Below are 16,286 nucleotides of genomic sequence, written 5' to 3' on the forward strand. Positions count from 1 at the left end.
TAATGAAAATAAAAGATGGTTTTTTGGTTAAAATACTTGATGATTTAATAAATATCGGAGCATCACCCATTTTAGTTGGCGGTTGTGTACGAGATTTTTTTCTTAATGTGGATGTCAAAGACTATGATGTTGAAGTATATGGGTTAGATAGTTTGGAAGAGCTTGAAAATATTTTAAAAAACTTTGGGAAAGTAAAACTCGTGGGTAAAAGTTTTGGTATACTTAAACTTTCAGCACAAGAGATGGAATATGACTTTTCTTTTCCAAGAATGGAAAAGAAAATTGCAGATGGACATAAAGGATTTGAAGTTTTGGTAGATGGAAATCTATCTTTTAAAGAGGCTACAAGAAGAAGAGATTTTACGATTAATTCTATTGGGTATGATTATAAAAATAAGATATACCTTGACCCTTTTAATGGTCGCAAAGACCTTGAAAAAAAGGTTTTAAAACATATAGATGATGTAACATTTATTGAAGATCCATTAAGAGTATATAGACTAATTCAATTTAGAAGTAGGTTGAATTTTACTTTAAATGCACATACTTTTAAATTGTGTCAACAAATAGTAAAAACAAATGAATTCCACTCTTTATCTAAAGAACGAATATATGTAGAATATAAGAAACTTTTGTTAAAGTCATCAGAACCCTCTTTTGGGTTAAATCTTCTTAATAAATTCAAGATTGAAAAAATAAGTGAAGATAAACTTGCTATAATTGATGAGATAGCTCGATTTAGAATTGATAATGAAGATAAATTGATATTGGTTTTTTCTGTGATGAAAGATATTTTTATTAAAATCTCAAATAATAAAAAACTGTTACGGAAAATAGAAAACTATGAAACTTTTAGAATCCCAAAAAATGATATTGAAACTTATAATAAAGTAGAAAGCAAAGGTAAAAAGATGTTAGTGAAATTAGATATACAAAAAAATATTCCTAAACCTATTTATAGTGGAAAAGATCTTCTTGAGATGGGATACACTCCAAATGAAAAATTTAAAACAATTTTAGATACACTACACAAAATGCAATTGGATGGAAAAATATGTTAAAAATTCATGATAAAAATATAGGGAAATATAATTTAGTAGGTACTTTTTTAGTACTTATAATATTTGTTTTTGTTGTGATCATGTTGAGTGTTAATTCAAGTATTGATGACTTTAAGACAATTGAAAAAGATATTAAGCATAAATTTTTAGAAGATAAAAAAAATGAGGTCAAATATAAAATTGAAAATATAAATATTTTGATTAAAAACCTTAGTGAAGTATCTTCAAATAATAATGTCGATAACAAAATTTTTATGAAAAACTTTATTGATAAAATCAATAAAAATACTGATGAAATAATCACTGTACATCAACTTGATAAAAGTATGAAGTATTATAAAGAACTTATTGAATATGGTGACTATTATGACTATAGTAAGTATATAGATGAAGAAACAAATGACAATCTATTTGAAATTCAATATTTTGTTTTAAATACAAAATTTAATTGGGTTTTTTCTATAAAATTTAGAGATGATATTATGCATAAAGAGATTAACAATTGGAAAAAAGGTCTTGATACTTTAATATTAAATAATATTTATGTACATATTTCGATACTATTTTTCTTTAGTATTGCACTTCTTTTAGTTGTTTATATTATCAATCGATTTACTAATAAGACTATTGCAAAATGTAGAGAGAGTATAAAACGAAGAGAAAAAGATTATAAGCAAAACTACAATAAGCTACAATTACAATTTAACAACGAAGTTGAAAAATGCACAAATCAAAAGAAACTTATACAAAAACAGTCAAAAATGTTGGCATTGGGTGATATGTTAGCAAATATTTCTCATCAATGGAGACAGCCATTGACAGATATTTCCAAGACAGCAAAAAGTATTCAAGAAAAAATAGAAAAACATCAAATAGCAACTGATGAAGATATTGACAAATTAAGACATATCGATAATTCTGCTTTGTATCTTGCTCGTACTGTTGATGATTTTGGTGTGTTTTTAAAGGCAGATTCATTAAAAATTGATTTTAATGTACTTGATATTGTAGAAAAATCACTTTGTATTAATAGTTCAATTATAGAAAAAAACAATATTACAGTTATCAAAGATTTTGATGAAGATATTATGATTCATAATTTGTCATTTGGTTTATTGCAGGCTTTAGTAAATATCATAGGTAACTCTAAAGATGCACTTAAAAAAATGAAAGAGACAGATCGTTACCTTTTTGTTCAAACTAAAAATAAAGAAGATAGTGTTGAAATTACATTGACTGATACAGGTGGTGGTATAGCAGTTGAAGTTATGCAAAATATTTTTGAACCATACTTTACTACAAAACAAAAGACATATGGTACTGGACTTGGATTACATATGGCATATAATATTATTAACCAAAATATGTCAGGAAAAATTGTAGTAAGTAATGAAAATGTAGAACATGAATCTAAGATATATACAGGCGCATCATTTACTATTATTTTGAAATTAAATGAAAATAAATGGTTCTTAGCGAAATGACATTTAAAACAAGAATTAAAGATATAAGAGAATCAAAATGGTTCTCTAATCTCACTACTGGAATCATTTTATTTTATGCTGCTGCATTAGGGTTTAAGACAATTGATAAAGTTGCAGAGCCTTATGGTCTTTTATTTTATTCTATAGATATGTTTATTACGGTTTATTTTTTAGTGGAGATTATCATTAAAATATATGCTGAAAAAAGCATAAAAGACTTTTTCAAAAGTGGCTGGAATATTTTTGATTTTGTTATTGTGTTTATAACACTGATTCCTCTTGAAAACTCATCATTTGCTGCTATTGCTAGACTTATGAGAATCTTTAGAGTTTTACGACTTTTAAATGCACGACCAGAACTCAAAAAAATCATAGATATGCTTATAGGTGCTATTCCTGCTATTGTGGATATTGTGATTCTTATGTTTATCATTTTTTATATCTACGCTATTGTTGGAAACTTCTTTTTTGAAGAGTTGAAGTCTGGACTATGGAAAGATTTCTTAACAGCTATGCTTACACTGTTTAGAGTTCTTACATTTGAAGATTGGACAGATGTGATGTATGAAGCGATGGAACTCTACTCTTGGGCATGGATATATTTTGTGAGTTTTGTGATCATCGCTGCTTTTGTATTTTTTAATCTTTTTGTCGCTGTTATCATTGATGAGATGCAAAAAATAAATTCAGAACACACCGATGAACAACTCAACCGAGAAGAGGAAAAAATAGATTTACTTTTAGAAAAAATGACTCAAATGCAAGAAGAGATACGAGAGTTGAAGAAGAAAAGTTAATACTTTTTACCCTTTGATATAATAGGTAAAATATGTTTTTAAAAAGAATTAAATGTTTGTGATTTATATGGAGTATTTAAATGAAAGCAATCGATAGAGTAAGGTTAATTAATCAAATTGCGGTAACACTACAAGAGCAAATGACTTATTCTGATATAGATAGTTACTTACCAGCATTTGGTATTGACTGTATAAATTATAATCCGTCTACAAATAGTAAAAGAGTATATGTACAAGAACTATTATCACATGAAAAAGAAGAAATTATATTACAAATTGCGGATGAATTAGAAATAGAATACAATCAAAATAAAAAACAAAACCTTGAACTAGCAACATTTTGGGAACAAGGACATTTTAAATTATTTATTAGTCATTTAGCTAAACATAAAAAAAAAGCTACTTATTTACAAAAAGAACTTAAATTATATGGAATTGCCGGATTTGTTGCTCATGTAGATATTGAGCCAAGTAAACAATGGCAAGATGAAATTGAAAAAGCATTACATACAATGGATGCTTTAACAGCTATCTTAATGCATGGATTTAAAGAAAGTGCTTGGTGTGACCAAGAAGTTGGTTTTGCTGTTGGAAAAGATGTATTAATTATACCAATTAAAAAAGAATTAGATCCTTACGGTTTTATTGGCAAATATCAAGCAATACAAGGTAATAATACAACAGTTCAGGAAGTGGCAAAATCTATATTTAATACAATAGTAAAACATCCTAAAACTAGAAATAATATGATTACAATTTTAATAAATTTAATTTCTAATTCAACACACATAGAAACAGCATTAAAACAATTAGAAATATTATCCAATGTATCTAATCTACCTCAAGAAATTTTAGAACAAATGGCAAGTCAAATTGGAAATAATAGCGTATTGGTTAAGTCATCAGATTTTATGAAAAAGCTAGATGTATTCTTTGATAAATATGAAATAACTATGACATATCATGATAAAGATAATAATATAGAATTTGTAGGAAAAATACCATTTTAATATGAAAATAAAATATAACAAAATGACATATTTTTATACTACATTAAATTTCAATGCTAACATTATAAAAAGCTATAATAAGGCAAAATAACTCAAATGAGGAACAATAGACTATAAAATGAACAAAATATTTAACTACATAAAACAAAACAAAGATACAAAGCTTTTAATAGTGGCAGATGAAAAGCAAGCGATGATTGCACGAGATTGTGCAAGTTATTTGGGGCTTGTTCCATTTGTATTGAGTGATTTACGAGCTAACTTTGGAGATGATCTACTTTCATTTTCAGATGAGATAAAAGAGATGACAAGTACTCTTGAAACTTTTCATAAATATAGAAAACAAAATAAACTACTGATCTCACCTATACGAACTATCTCATATCCACTCCCAAAAGCCGAATGTTTTGATAATTTAACAATTGAGTTTGCAAGTACAATAAATATATCAGATCTCAAAGAGAAGCTTTATAACTGGGGATACTATTTTGTAGATATCGTTACAGAACAGGGTGAAGTATCGATTCGTGGGGATATTATTGATATTTTTCCACCAAATGATGAGTTTGGATATCGAGTTTCTCTGTTTGATGATGAGGTAGATGGGATACGAAAGTTTGATGTAGAGACTCAAAAGTCCTTTAAAGATGAGATTGAAGATTTTACCATTAGTGCATCATTTTTAGCTTTTGATGAAACAAAACTAGAGATTATCAATGAAAAAATAGCAGCATCAAATATTGATGTATTTGAAAAAGATATTCACTCTTTAGGTTTTTGGTTTTTAGATGATGATGCTTCATATTACTCAAGAGAGTTGCAATCTAGCATCACAAAAGAAGCACTTGATGAGATAGATGAAGCGTATATTTTTGAAGAGAAAAGAATACCAAAAGAGGAGCTTTTAAGTACAACTCCTATTTTAGAAGATGATACATACAAGCAAATTGATGTAGCAAATATACCAGAGTTTTTAAAATTTCACGCAGGGAAAAAAGTTACTATCATCTCTTCAACAGAAGGAAAAATTCGAGGGTATGACTTAGATCTCAATGACAAAGATATAAACTATAAGATTCAACATGAAGTTGTAAATCTTGTAAGTGATGATGAAGTTATCATCTCCTTAAATAAACAGATTAAAAAGAAACGAAAAAAACGACCTAAAATAGTTCTTGATGAGTTACAAAAAGATGATTTTGTAGTGCATGAAGTTCATGGAATAGGGCAGTTTAAAGGGATAGAACCTGTTACTGTTATGGGTGCAAAAAGAGATTTTGTAATTGTACAGTATGCAGGTGAAGATAGACTGCTGATTCCTGTTGAAAATATAGGAATCATCGATAGATATTTAGCAGATAGTGGAAGTGCTGCTACACTTGATAAGCTAGGAAAAGGGAGTTTTGCAAAACTCAAAGGGAAAGTAAAAGAGAGATTATTTGCAATTGCTAGTGATATTATTGCTCTTGCAGCAAAACGAGAGCTTGTAAAAGGTATCTATATTGATACTTCAAAAGAGGAGATAAAAATTCTTCAAAATGATGCAGGATTTGAGTATACAAAAGATCAAAGCAGAAGTGTAAAAGAGTTTTTAGCAGATATGAACTCAGGGCTTGTGATGGATAGACTTTTAAGTGGTGATGTTGGATTTGGTAAAACAGAAGTCGCATTAAATGGTATGCTTGCCGTCTTACTCAATGGATATCAAGCTTTATTTGTATGTCCTACGACACTGTTATCATCTCAACATTTTGAAGGGATTAAAAAAAGATTAGAGCCTTTTGGATTTAAAATCGCTAAATTAGATGGTAGAACATCTACTAAAGATAGAAATGCACTTAAAAAATCACTTGAAGAGGGTACAATTGATTTAGTTGTAGGTACTCATGCACTGTTAAATGTAAAGTGTAAAAACCTTGGACTTGTAGTTGTAGATGAAGAGCATAAATTTGGTGTAAAACAAAAAGAAAAACTCAAAGATATACGAAGCGATGTACATATTTTTTCAATGAGTGCTACTCCAATTCCAAGAACACTCAACCTTGCATTATCTAAAATAAAAGGGATGAGTGCATTACTTACACCTCCATCAGAAAGATTAGGGGTGCGAAGTTTTGTAAAAGAGTATGATGATAAGATGATAAAAGAGATTATCTTACGAGAGAAGAGAAGAGGTGGACAGCTTTTTTATATTTATAATAATATTGCAACAATAGAAACAAAAAAGAAAGAGCTACTTGAGATTATGCCAAATCTTAAAATAGTAGTGATGCACTCAAAAATCACTCCAAAACAAAGTGAAGAGACTTTGGAGATGTTTGCAAATGGGGAAGTTGATATTTTACTAGCAACGAGTATTGTAGAATCTGGACTGCATTTGCCAAATGCAAATAGTATTATCATCGATGGTGCAGATAGATTTGGTATTGCTGATCTTCATCAGCTTAGAGGAAGAGTAGGAAGAAGTGACAAAGAAGGTTTTTGTTATTTCCTTGTAAAAGATAAAAAAACTATCACTAAAGATGCTATTAGAAGATTGATCGCTTTAGAGTCTAATTCATATTTAGGAAGTGGTACAGCTTTAGCTCACCAAGATTTAGAAATCAGAGGTGGTGGAAATATCATTGGTGAAGCACAAAGTGGACATATCAAACAAATTGGTTATGGGCTATATTTAAAAATGCTTGAGGAAGCGATTGCTATTTTAAGTGGTGAAGTACAAGAAGAGGAGGTAAGTGTTGATATCAAACTAAGTATCACAGCATTTATCTCAAGTGATTATGTAAGTGAAGATAGAGTTCGATTAGAACTCTATAGAAGACTTAGTATGTGTACAGAGAAAAAAGAGGTTTTTGCTATTCAAGATGAGATGGAAGATAGATTTGGAAAACTTGATTTACCTACAAAACAGTTTATCGAATTGATTATTATCAAAATTAATGCCTTAGAGAAAAAAATTAAAACAATTAGTAATTATGATATGAACATAACAATAGTGTATAATGATGAAAAGAAAGAAACAATCAAAGCTCCAAGTCGAGATGATGATGATCTTATCATCACAACATTAAATTATTTAACAAAAAAAGGAAAATAATATGGAAACAAACTCAACACAACAAATAGCAAAACCAAACAATACATTGATGTATATTTTTTTAAGTCTTAGTGTTATTCTTATAGGATATATTGCGTATATTTATACTACAAATGAGATAATCAACAAAAGTGAATTAAAAAATAAGTATGTTTTAAAAAGAGATCTCAGTTTTGATATCTTACCTAGTTATGTGAAAAGTAAATATATAGAAGTATATGAGCATGCAGAACAAGTAAATGAATTGAAAAATGAGATTCGAGAAATTTCTTTAATGAATGCAGTTCCTAAAGTTGTTGAAAAAATAGTTGAAGTTGAGAAAATAGTTAAAGTGCCTGTTGAAAAGATAGTTGAAGTTGAAAAAATTGTTACAGTTACAGCTCCAATACAAAAAGAAAATAACGCTTTGAGTAACTCATCAAATTTTAATACTTATACTTGTAAAAGTATGGACGAGGGTAGTATTAAAATATCATCTTCGTGTATTAAAAATCTTCATAATTTTTTAGATAATAATAAAAATGCAAAAAAGTTTGAAGTTATTGGAATGGTTGATAATAAAGATTTTAAATTTATTGCAACTTTAAAAGATGTTTATGGTGAAAAGAAAATTAAAAATTTATCAAAATACTCTCAAATTGGACTTTCAAGACAAAGAGTGATAGAAGCATCATGGTTGATACGAGAATATATCGGTGATTATAAACATATCAAAACTGTAAATTATACTGTACATACAAAAGATAAAAAAGGTTTTGTAGTAAGAGCGTATAAATAGTGAAATATGATGTTGTAATAATTGGAGCGGGTGCAAGTGGTTTGATGGCTGCAACTCGTTTCAAAAATGAAACGGTTTGTATCATTGATGTAAATGATAAAATTGGTGCAAAAATAAAAGTAAGTGGTGGAGCAAAATGTAATATCACAAATAAATTTATGAGTGCAAATAAATTTTTAGGTGATAGCTCATTTATTCAAAAAAATTTAGATCAATTTAACGAAAAAAATCTATTGTCATTTCTTCATCAAAATGGAGTTGTTCCAAACTTAAATCCCAAAATAGTAAAAGGTACATATTTTTGTCATAGTAGTAGTGATGTTATTTCAATGTTTGATAAATTAACACAACATTGTAAGTTTCGACTTGGTACACAAGTTTTGGATGTGGAGTATGATGGAGATTATACTATCAAAACCAATAAGGGTGATATCCAAGCTACAAAACTCATTGTTGCAAGTGGTGGATTGTCATATGCAAGTTTAGGGGCTAGTGATATTGGTTTTAAGATTGCAGAAAAATTTGGACATATTGTCAATAAACTTAATCCTGCACTTGTGGGATTTACAGTTCAAAAAGATCAATTTTGGTTCAAAGAACTTAGTGGTTTATCAGTAGATGTAAAAATTAAAGTGATGGATAAAATTGTAGAGGGGAAAATGCTTTTTACTCATAAAGGGTGTAGTGGACCAGCAATTTTAACAACATCATTGTATTGGCAAAAAGGAAATATTACACTTGATTTTTTACCACATAAAGATAGCTATTTACCAAAACGATTTAAACAACAAATCAAAGATTTAGATATCAATTTAAGAAACTATGTTATGGCACCAGCAGGAAACTTTGGGTATACAAAAGCAGAAGTTACAAAAGGCGGGATAGATACAGCACAAATACAAGATAATTTTGAAAGTAAATTACAAAAAAATCTTTATTTTATAGGCGAAGTTCTTGATGTGACTGGAGAATTGGGTGGTTATAATTTTCAATGGGCTTTTGGAAGTGGTTATTGTATAAATAATTAATTCTTATGTAATAATTAATTTGATAAAATGATGCAATACAACAAATAAGGGTGCTAAATGTTTTTTGCTAATAAAAGTAACAAAAAAGAGTGTGAAGATTTAAGAGTACAAGTAGAGAAGCTTCAGTTAGAGATATCTCAAAATAAATCAAAATATGAACATGAGCTTAGAAAAGTAAGAGAAGATTATGAAAATCAAATTAGTAACTTGCAAGAACATAATGACCAACTTTCAAGAATAGCAAAATTTTCTGAATCTGAAGGACTTATTGCAGTTGATAAAAAGAATAATATTGTGTTTGTAAATGATAGAGCAAATACCAATATTGAAAATAAAGATGAAGTATTAAATGTGATTTCAAAAAAAGGTGAACGGGTTCTTATTGCTGATTGTGAAGCAAAACTTACTTATAAAAGTTATGATGATATAACAATTGCATCTTTGATTAAAACATCTATTCATGATAATACAGAAGATGGATTATTACATAAACATAATAGCAATATCAATAAATCTCTTGGAAATACACAAGGCGTTTATCAAGACTTATTGAGTGAATTAGATAATATGGCAGATGAATCTAAAGAAACAGCAAGTGGTTCAAGTGAAGGATTGAGTTTAACGCAGAGTATTGTAAGCGATACTGAAAACTTAAATAATCAAATTGTAACAGAAAATGAAATTGTTTCAAATTTAGTGAAAAAAAGTGATGATATTGCACAAGCAATTGTGGTAATTGATCAAATCGCATTTCAAACAAATATTTTATCACTAAACGCAGCTGTTGAAGCAGCTACAGCAGGTGAAGCAGGAAAAGGGTTTGCCGTTGTTGCACAAGAGGTAAGAAATCTTGCATCTAGAAGTGCAGAGGCTGCAAAAGAGATTAAAGATGTTGTTGTTTCAATTCAACAAGAAACAGCAAGAATGAAAGATAGCTCAGATATTGTAGCAAGTGTAGTAACGCAAACAAAAGAGCGTGTTTCAGTTTTAATAAAACTAATGGAAACATTTCAAAAAAACTCAGGTAGAAGTGTATTTGAAGTGGAATCAATTAGTAATAAAATTTTTGTAAACTTGGCAAAACTTGATCATGTTATTTATAAAAATAATTTATATCAATTATTATTTGGTGATAGTAATACATTTAAACCAAGTCAACATACGGAATGTAGACTTGGAAAATGGTATGATAGTGGTTTAGGAAAAACTGAATTTGGAACAACAAAATCATATTCAAAGCTAAATAAACCTCATGCTACAGTACATCAAGAGGCAAATTTATTAGCAAAAGAGTGTTCAGGTAATGCGATTGTTTGTTCTAAAGAAGTGATTGAAACAAAAATTAACCTTATCGAAAATGCAAGTGAAGAGGTTTTTACAATTTTAGACTCAATGTTAGAAGAAAAAAATGAAATGATTATGAAAGTCGCAACTAAAAATTTATTTAATTAGGAAATTAAAATGGAAAATGGAAAATATAAAATTGCAATCGTCGATGATGAAAATGAAATTTTAACAATGTTACAAAGGTTTTTAAATCGAAATGAGAATTATACCGTTTCAATATATTCAAATCCTGTAACAGCTGTATCAACTATTGACAGTAAATATGATTTAGTTCTTATGGATATTATGATGCCTCAAATGAATGGATTGGATGCATTAGAAAAACTAATGAAAAAAAATATTGATGTTAAAGTAATTATGATGACTGCATTCTCAACATTGGATAAAGTTTTGAAATCTCATAAACATGGAGCAACACACTATATTATGAAACCATTTGATTCTTTACAAGCGGTTGATAAAAAAATAAGTGAAGTGCTCCTTTTAGGCAATTAAATTTTAGATGACTAATAAGTTAACTACACAAGAGAAGTCTGATTTAAATGCTTCTCTAGAGATCATTGATAAGTATGTAATTCGTTCGATTGCAGATGCAAATGGGATAATTATTGATGCTAGTAAAGCATTTTGTGATATCTCTAAATACTCTAAAGAAGAACTAATTGGTCAGCCTCATTCAATTGTGCGACATCCAGATATGGATAAAAAAGTATTTGAGCAAATGTGGTCAACAATTCAGTCTGGTAAAACTTGGGTCGGGCGACTAAAAAATCTTGCAAAAGATGGAACTTTTTATTGGGTAGAGGCTCATATAGAAGCTAACTTTGAAAATGGAAAAATAGCTTCATATACAGCAATACGAAATAATATTACAGATAAAATACTTTTAGAAGAACTTAATAGATCGCTAAATAAAAAAATAGAATTAGAAGTTGCAAAAAGTACTAAGCAATTAGAGTTAATTCAAAAAGAACAATTAAAAAGTGTAAAACTTAGCTCTATAGGTGCTTTGGCTGCTGGAATTACCCATGAAATAAACACACCTCTAACATATATAAAGGGAAATTTTGAACTCATAAAATATGACATTGAGGAACTTCCTAAAAGTGATATTAGAGATAGAATTTTGGAAGATACAGAGATTATTACAAGTGGTCTTGATAGGATATCCAATATTGTCGAAGCCACGAGAGAGGTTTCTCAAAGTTCAAATGAATCTAAAGAAAAAACAAATATTTATCGTACTTTACGAACAGCATTAATCATAAGTAATAATAGAATTAAACAAGTAACAAAAATATATTTAAATGGAGTTTTGTATAGTTTAGATTTAGAAAAGGAAACCGCTCCTTATTTTTCTATTGTTCAAAAACAACGAATAGAACAAGTATGGATTATTATCATTAACAATGCTTTAGATGAATTGGTGAAAATGACAGATTATGAAGAGCGAAGACTGGACATTAATATTTTTTATGAAAACAATAAAGTGATTGTTGAGTTTCAAGATAATGCAGGTGGTATTAAAGAGGAAATTCTTGCAAAAATTTTTGAAGCTTTTGTAAGTAATAAACAAAGTGGTGGTGTTGGAATAGGGCTAAATGTTGCGAAAAAAATTGTTGAAGAAAACGATGGTGAAATTTTTGCTAGAAATACAACAAATGGAGCAGTTTTTAGAATTGAATTGTCTTCTAGTGAAGGTAATGATGATAGAAGAGAATAAAGAAAAAGAGATCTCGATAGCTTTTATAGGTGATATCGTAGGTCGACCTGGTAGAAAAATAATCAAAGCTAATTTAGAAAGAGTGGTTGAAGAGCATAAAATAGATTTTGTAATAGCAAATGGTGAAAATGCAAGTCATGGATTTGGACTTACTGTTAAAAATGCAAATGAACTTTTTAACTGTGGCATTGACATTATAACTGGGGGAAATCATTCTTGGGATAAAAAGAAAGATATGATTACTCTTTTAGAATCTAAACCAGTTTTAAGACCAGATAATTATCCAGAAGGTGTACCCGGTAGTGGAGTTAAGATTGTAGAAATAGGTAATGTTCAGTTAGCAGTTATAAATCTTATGGGACTTTATACTATGCCTCAAGTACTGAATCCCTTTAATCATATTTTAGAAATTGTGGAAAAACTTGAAAAAGATAATATCAAACATATATTTATAGATTTTCATGCAGAAGTAACTGCTGAGAAAAGAATTTTAATGCAGTTATTAAAAGGGCGAGTCAGTGCTATATGTGGTACACATACACATGTGGGAACTGATGATCAAGAGATAACAGATGGTACCTATTATGTAACAGACATAGGTATGACTGGATGTAGAGATAATGTAATTGGTATGGAAAGTGATATACCAATTAAAAAAGCACTTACAGGCTTAGGGGGACATTTCAATGTTCCTAATAATTGTAAATCAATTATGCAGATTGCAATTATTAAAATTGATGAAGATGGAAAATCAAATGATGGATTTAAAATCAAGATATACGATGATAAAGAAGAGGTGATATCTCATTGTATTGTTAACTAAAAAAGTATGTAAAATGATATAACCTAGAAACAATTAAAATTTAGATAAACTAATCTAATTGATATTAAGGATAATAAATATGATAATTATTCCACAAACAAAAGGTGGTGTTGGTAAATCAACTGTAGCTATGCAAGTTATTGCACCATATTTATATAAAAAACATGGTAAGGCTGTTACTTATATAGAGATAGATGATGAAAACAATGATTCACAAAGTTTTACAGCAACAAAAATAGTCAATAAAAAAATGTTATCAACAAATAGAATTACAGAGCTCGATGAGATGATTTTGATGGATGATAATCATGAAGTTATTGTTGATGTTGGTGGAAATAAAACATCATCACTAGTTTTAGATGAAATCGCAAAAGTTGGAACATTTGGAAATGTGAAATGGATAGTTCCTATGGGTGATGGAGAACTTGATGGTAAGAATGCAATAGCAACTATGAAAAAGCTACGAAAAATAGAAAGAAACTCAACTGAAAATCTTTTTTTTGCTTTAAATAGGGCTATCAGTACAGAAAAAGATTATTTAGAAGAGCAGTTTATTAACTTTTTTGGGCATAAGTATTTAGGTAGTAATTCAACAATTACAGATTTTGTAAAGGATCCTCGATATTTTGCTGTTAAAAATGACAAAGTTATTACAATGAGTAGATATCTTGGAAGTACTGTATGGGAGATGGCACATAATAATACTGATTTTTCTGTGAAAGCTTTAGAGGCTAAAGAAGCTGGAGATAGAGAAGCAGCTTTAAAATATCTATTTTTTAGACGGTTACAAACAGAAGCAAAAGATTATGTACTTGGAACTTTAAATGGTATTTTTGTAGAACTTGACAGATGGATAGATATCAAAAAATAGGATTATCTAAATGAGTGATATGAGTTTTAAACAAGCAAAAGAGTTAGCTAACCAACTTGAACTAAGTGAAATAACGCTAAAACAGGTATTAAAAAAAATAGATATTGCTTCAAAAAACTTTGATAATAGTTTAGCAAAGCAAGAAAATATATTAAATTATGTTCCAAATAGTGATAAAAAACTTATTTATATGAAAATAGTTGTTGCATTAAACATTGGTTTTTTAGTTGGTTTAATTGTAGCTAAATATATATTTTAAAGGTAAGAAATTGGCAGAAGAAAATAGAGATAATCAAGAAGATATAGTAAAAATGTTTAATGATATTGCTAAAACATATGATATAGCAAATAGAGTTTTAAGTATGGGTATCGATAAAAGATGGCGAAAAAAAGCGTGTAATTTAGCATATAAATTTTATGGAAAGTCACATTTAACAAAAATTGTGGATGTTGCTTGTGGTACAGGTGATTTGATGATTGATTGGGAAAATGTGGCAAATACAAATGGCATTGGGATTGATGAGATAGTTGGTGTTGATCCAAGTGTTGGTATGATGGCTGTTGGTAAAACAAAAATTCCACACAGAACATTTGTTGAAGCGGGTGCTGAAGATATGCCTATTGATGATGAATCTGTAGATATACTTTCTATCTCTTATGGAATTAGAAATGTTGTTAAAAGAAAAGAGGGTTTAAAAGAATTTGCAAGAGTTCTTAAAAAAGATGGTCTTTGTGTTATTTTAGAATTTACAAAAAATGATAAAAAGAACTTACCAGCTAAGCTAACAAAATTTTATATGAATAACTTGATGCCACATATTGGTGGTCTTGTGTCAAAAAATAAAGATGCATATACATATTTACCAGAATCAATCGAAGCATTTATTACTACAAAGCAGATGTGTAAAGAGCTAAAAGAGGTTGGTCTTGAACCTATTTTTGTAAAAGGGTATTCTATGGATATGAGTACAACTTTTATAGCTCGAAAGATATAAGTTTAGTGAACTCTCCAATAACAGTAAGTACTTTAAATGAACAAATTAAAGGTATTTTAGAAACGACATTTTGTTCAGTTTATGTAGAAGGTGAAATTTCGAATCTCACTTATCATAATTCAGGGCATATATATTTCAGTGTAAAAGATAATAAATCTACAATATCTTGTGTTATGTTTAAAGGAAATGCCCAATACCTTAAATTTAGACTTGAAGTTGGTGCTAAAATTGTAATTAGTGGAAATATAACAGTTTATACCCCTCGTGGAAATTATCAGTTGTTATGTCAAAAAATTGAACCTAGTGGAGTTGGTGCATTAGCCTTAGCGTATGAACAATTAAAAACAAAATTGCAAATTAAAGGATACTTTGACAAGTCGATTAAAAAACAACTACCACTATACCCTCAAAATATTTATGTAATTACTTCAAATACTGGTGCTGCTATTGAAGATATGAAAAAAATATTAAATGCTCGATATCCTTTATGTAACATGATTCTTTTACCCACTCTTGTTCAGGGCGAAGGTGCTAAAGAAAATATTGTACAAAATATAAAAAAAGCTGATGAGATGGCAAAAGATTCTTTAGAAAACTCTATTTTGATTGTTGGTAGAGGCGGAGGGAGTATTGAAGATTTATGGGCATTTAATGAAGAGATAGTCTCAGATGCTATATATACTGCTAAAATAACAGTTATAAGTGCGGTTGGACATGAAAATGATTTTGTGATCTCTGATTTTGTTGCAGATGTAAGAGCTAGTACGCCCTCTAATGCAATTGAAATATCAACTCCACATATCAATGAATTACGACAGTATACAGATAATTTAATGAACGATTTAAATCATAAATTCAGAACTATTTTGTTACAAAAAGAGCAAGAGTTAAAACACTTTAAAAAAAGTTTTGAGCAACAATCTTTTACAAAAAGATTTGAATTTATCGAATCAAAGATATCTAATATGAATCAGCAATTTCAAAATGCGTTAAAACAGATTATAAAAATGAAAGAGGAAAACTTACATTTTACAAAAAATAATTTTTTATTAAATCATCCAAGCAATAAAGATAAAAAAGGTTTTGTCCAGTTAAGTGCAGATAATAAAATTGTAAATTTGAGTCAAATTAATGAAAATGATATCATCACAATACAAAACTCAAAAATAACAGCAGATTGCAAAGTTATTTCAAAGAATATTATAGATAAAATGTAGTTAAATAGTTTTAGCTATAATCATTAAAAACACTAGAAATTAAATAAAAGGATAG

General features: G+C 28.7%; 15 protein-coding genes. All 15 read left to right on the forward strand.

What is annotated here, in order from left to right:
* The first annotated feature begins 2 nt into the window (after positions 1-2).
* Complete coding sequence (locus ACMCMH_RS06925; RefSeq protein ID WP_412723972.1) at positions 3-1,061, forward strand: CCA tRNA nucleotidyltransferase; 1,059 nt, start codon at positions 3-5, stop codon at positions 1,059-1,061.
* Entirely contained in the window at positions 1,055-2,545 is a 1,491-nt protein-coding gene (locus ACMCMH_RS06930) for a sensor histidine kinase (RefSeq protein WP_412723974.1), read from the forward strand. The genes ACMCMH_RS06925 and ACMCMH_RS06930 overlap by 7 nt, the downstream gene beginning before the upstream one ends.
* A complete protein-coding gene (locus tag ACMCMH_RS06935) occupies positions 2,542-3,342 on the forward strand; it encodes an ion transporter (protein WP_412723976.1) in 801 nt (266 codons plus the stop codon). Before ACMCMH_RS06930 ends, ACMCMH_RS06935 begins: the two co-directional genes overlap by 4 nt.
* Before the next feature lie 80 nt (positions 3,343-3,422).
* Complete coding sequence (locus ACMCMH_RS06940; protein WP_412723978.1) at positions 3,423-4,352, forward strand: toll/interleukin-1 receptor domain-containing protein; 930 nt, start codon at positions 3,423-3,425, stop codon at positions 4,350-4,352.
* Positions 4,353-4,470: 118 nt separating this feature from the next.
* A complete protein-coding gene (locus ACMCMH_RS06945) occupies positions 4,471-7,449 on the forward strand; it encodes a DEAD/DEAH box helicase (protein WP_412723980.1) in 2,979 nt (992 codons plus the stop codon).
* A 1-nt stretch (position 7,450) separates the two neighbouring features.
* Positions 7,451-8,227, forward strand: a complete 777-nt coding sequence (locus ACMCMH_RS06950; RefSeq protein ID WP_412723982.1) for a hypothetical protein — start codon at positions 7,451-7,453, stop codon at positions 8,225-8,227.
* Positions 8,227-9,255: an NAD(P)/FAD-dependent oxidoreductase gene (locus tag ACMCMH_RS06955; protein ID WP_412723984.1), complete on the forward strand. Its 1,029-nt coding sequence runs from the start codon at positions 8,227-8,229 to the stop codon at positions 9,253-9,255. The genes ACMCMH_RS06950 and ACMCMH_RS06955 overlap by 1 nt, the downstream gene beginning before the upstream one ends.
* Before the next feature lie 57 nt (positions 9,256-9,312).
* On the forward strand, positions 9,313-10,707 hold the full coding sequence (locus ACMCMH_RS06960) for a methyl-accepting chemotaxis protein (protein ID WP_412723986.1): 1,395 nt from the start codon (positions 9,313-9,315) through the stop codon (positions 10,705-10,707).
* A gap of 9 nt (positions 10,708-10,716) precedes the next feature.
* On the forward strand, positions 10,717-11,097 hold the full coding sequence (locus ACMCMH_RS06965; protein WP_412723988.1) for a response regulator: 381 nt from the start codon (positions 10,717-10,719) through the stop codon (positions 11,095-11,097).
* Positions 11,098-11,104: 7 nt separating this feature from the next.
* Positions 11,105-12,325 carry a sensor histidine kinase gene (locus ACMCMH_RS06970; RefSeq protein WP_412723990.1) on the forward strand — a complete coding sequence of 407 codons (1,221 nt, stop codon included), beginning with the start codon at positions 11,105-11,107 and terminating at the stop codon, positions 12,323-12,325.
* Complete coding sequence (locus tag ACMCMH_RS06975; RefSeq protein WP_412723992.1) at positions 12,309-13,148, forward strand: YmdB family metallophosphoesterase; 840 nt, start codon at positions 12,309-12,311, stop codon at positions 13,146-13,148. Before ACMCMH_RS06970 ends, ACMCMH_RS06975 begins: the two co-directional genes overlap by 17 nt.
* Before the next feature lie 79 nt (positions 13,149-13,227).
* The gene (locus ACMCMH_RS06980; RefSeq protein ID WP_412723994.1) at positions 13,228-14,019 is read left to right on the forward strand and encodes a hypothetical protein; all 792 of its coding nucleotides are present in this window, start codon (positions 13,228-13,230) and stop codon (positions 14,017-14,019) included.
* Between the two features lie 10 nt (positions 14,020-14,029).
* Complete coding sequence (locus ACMCMH_RS06985; protein ID WP_412723996.1) at positions 14,030-14,278, forward strand: hypothetical protein; 249 nt, start codon at positions 14,030-14,032, stop codon at positions 14,276-14,278.
* Between the two features lie 52 nt (positions 14,279-14,330).
* Complete coding sequence (gene ubiE, locus ACMCMH_RS06990; RefSeq protein WP_412728010.1) at positions 14,331-15,014, forward strand: bifunctional demethylmenaquinone methyltransferase/2-methoxy-6-polyprenyl-1,4-benzoquinol methylase UbiE; 684 nt, start codon at positions 14,331-14,333, stop codon at positions 15,012-15,014.
* Between the two features lie 5 nt (positions 15,015-15,019).
* Positions 15,020-16,231 carry an exodeoxyribonuclease VII large subunit gene (xseA, locus tag ACMCMH_RS06995; RefSeq protein WP_412723998.1) on the forward strand — a complete coding sequence of 404 codons (1,212 nt, stop codon included), beginning with the start codon at positions 15,020-15,022 and terminating at the stop codon, positions 16,229-16,231.
* Positions 16,232-16,286: the final 55 nt, after the last annotated feature.

The organism is Arcobacter sp. 15-2, assembly GCF_047159865.1.
GTDB lineage: Bacteria > Campylobacterota > Campylobacteria > Campylobacterales > Arcobacteraceae > JAIOSF01.

Excerpts from the sequence above, each read along its gene's own strand:
- ACMCMH_RS06925 (WP_412723972.1), top strand. The coding sequence starts at position 3 with ATGAAAATAAAAGATGGTTTTTTGGTTAAAATACTTGATGATTTAATA.
- ACMCMH_RS06930 (WP_412723974.1), top strand. The coding sequence starts at position 1,055 with ATGTTAAAAATTCATGATAAAAATATAGGGAAATATAATTTAGTAGGT.
- ACMCMH_RS06935 (WP_412723976.1), top strand. The coding sequence starts at position 2,542 with ATGACATTTAAAACAAGAATTAAAGATATAAGAGAATCAAAATGGTTC.
- ACMCMH_RS06940 (WP_412723978.1), top strand. The coding sequence starts at position 3,423 with ATGAAAGCAATCGATAGAGTAAGGTTAATTAATCAAATTGCGGTAACA.
- ACMCMH_RS06945 (WP_412723980.1), top strand. The coding sequence starts at position 4,471 with ATGAACAAAATATTTAACTACATAAAACAAAACAAAGATACAAAGCTT.
- ACMCMH_RS06950 (WP_412723982.1), top strand. The coding sequence starts at position 7,451 with ATGGAAACAAACTCAACACAACAAATAGCAAAACCAAACAATACATTG.
- ACMCMH_RS06960 (WP_412723986.1), top strand. The coding sequence starts at position 9,313 with ATGTTTTTTGCTAATAAAAGTAACAAAAAAGAGTGTGAAGATTTAAGA.
- ACMCMH_RS06965 (WP_412723988.1), top strand. The coding sequence starts at position 10,717 with ATGGAAAATGGAAAATATAAAATTGCAATCGTCGATGATGAAAATGAA.
- ACMCMH_RS06970 (WP_412723990.1), top strand. The coding sequence starts at position 11,105 with ATGACTAATAAGTTAACTACACAAGAGAAGTCTGATTTAAATGCTTCT.
- ACMCMH_RS06975 (WP_412723992.1), top strand. The coding sequence starts at position 12,309 with ATGATAGAAGAGAATAAAGAAAAAGAGATCTCGATAGCTTTTATAGGT.
- ACMCMH_RS06980 (WP_412723994.1), top strand. The coding sequence starts at position 13,228 with ATGATAATTATTCCACAAACAAAAGGTGGTGTTGGTAAATCAACTGTA.
- ACMCMH_RS06985 (WP_412723996.1), top strand. The coding sequence starts at position 14,030 with ATGAGTGATATGAGTTTTAAACAAGCAAAAGAGTTAGCTAACCAACTT.
- ubiE (WP_412728010.1), top strand. The coding sequence starts at position 14,331 with ATGTTTAATGATATTGCTAAAACATATGATATAGCAAATAGAGTTTTA.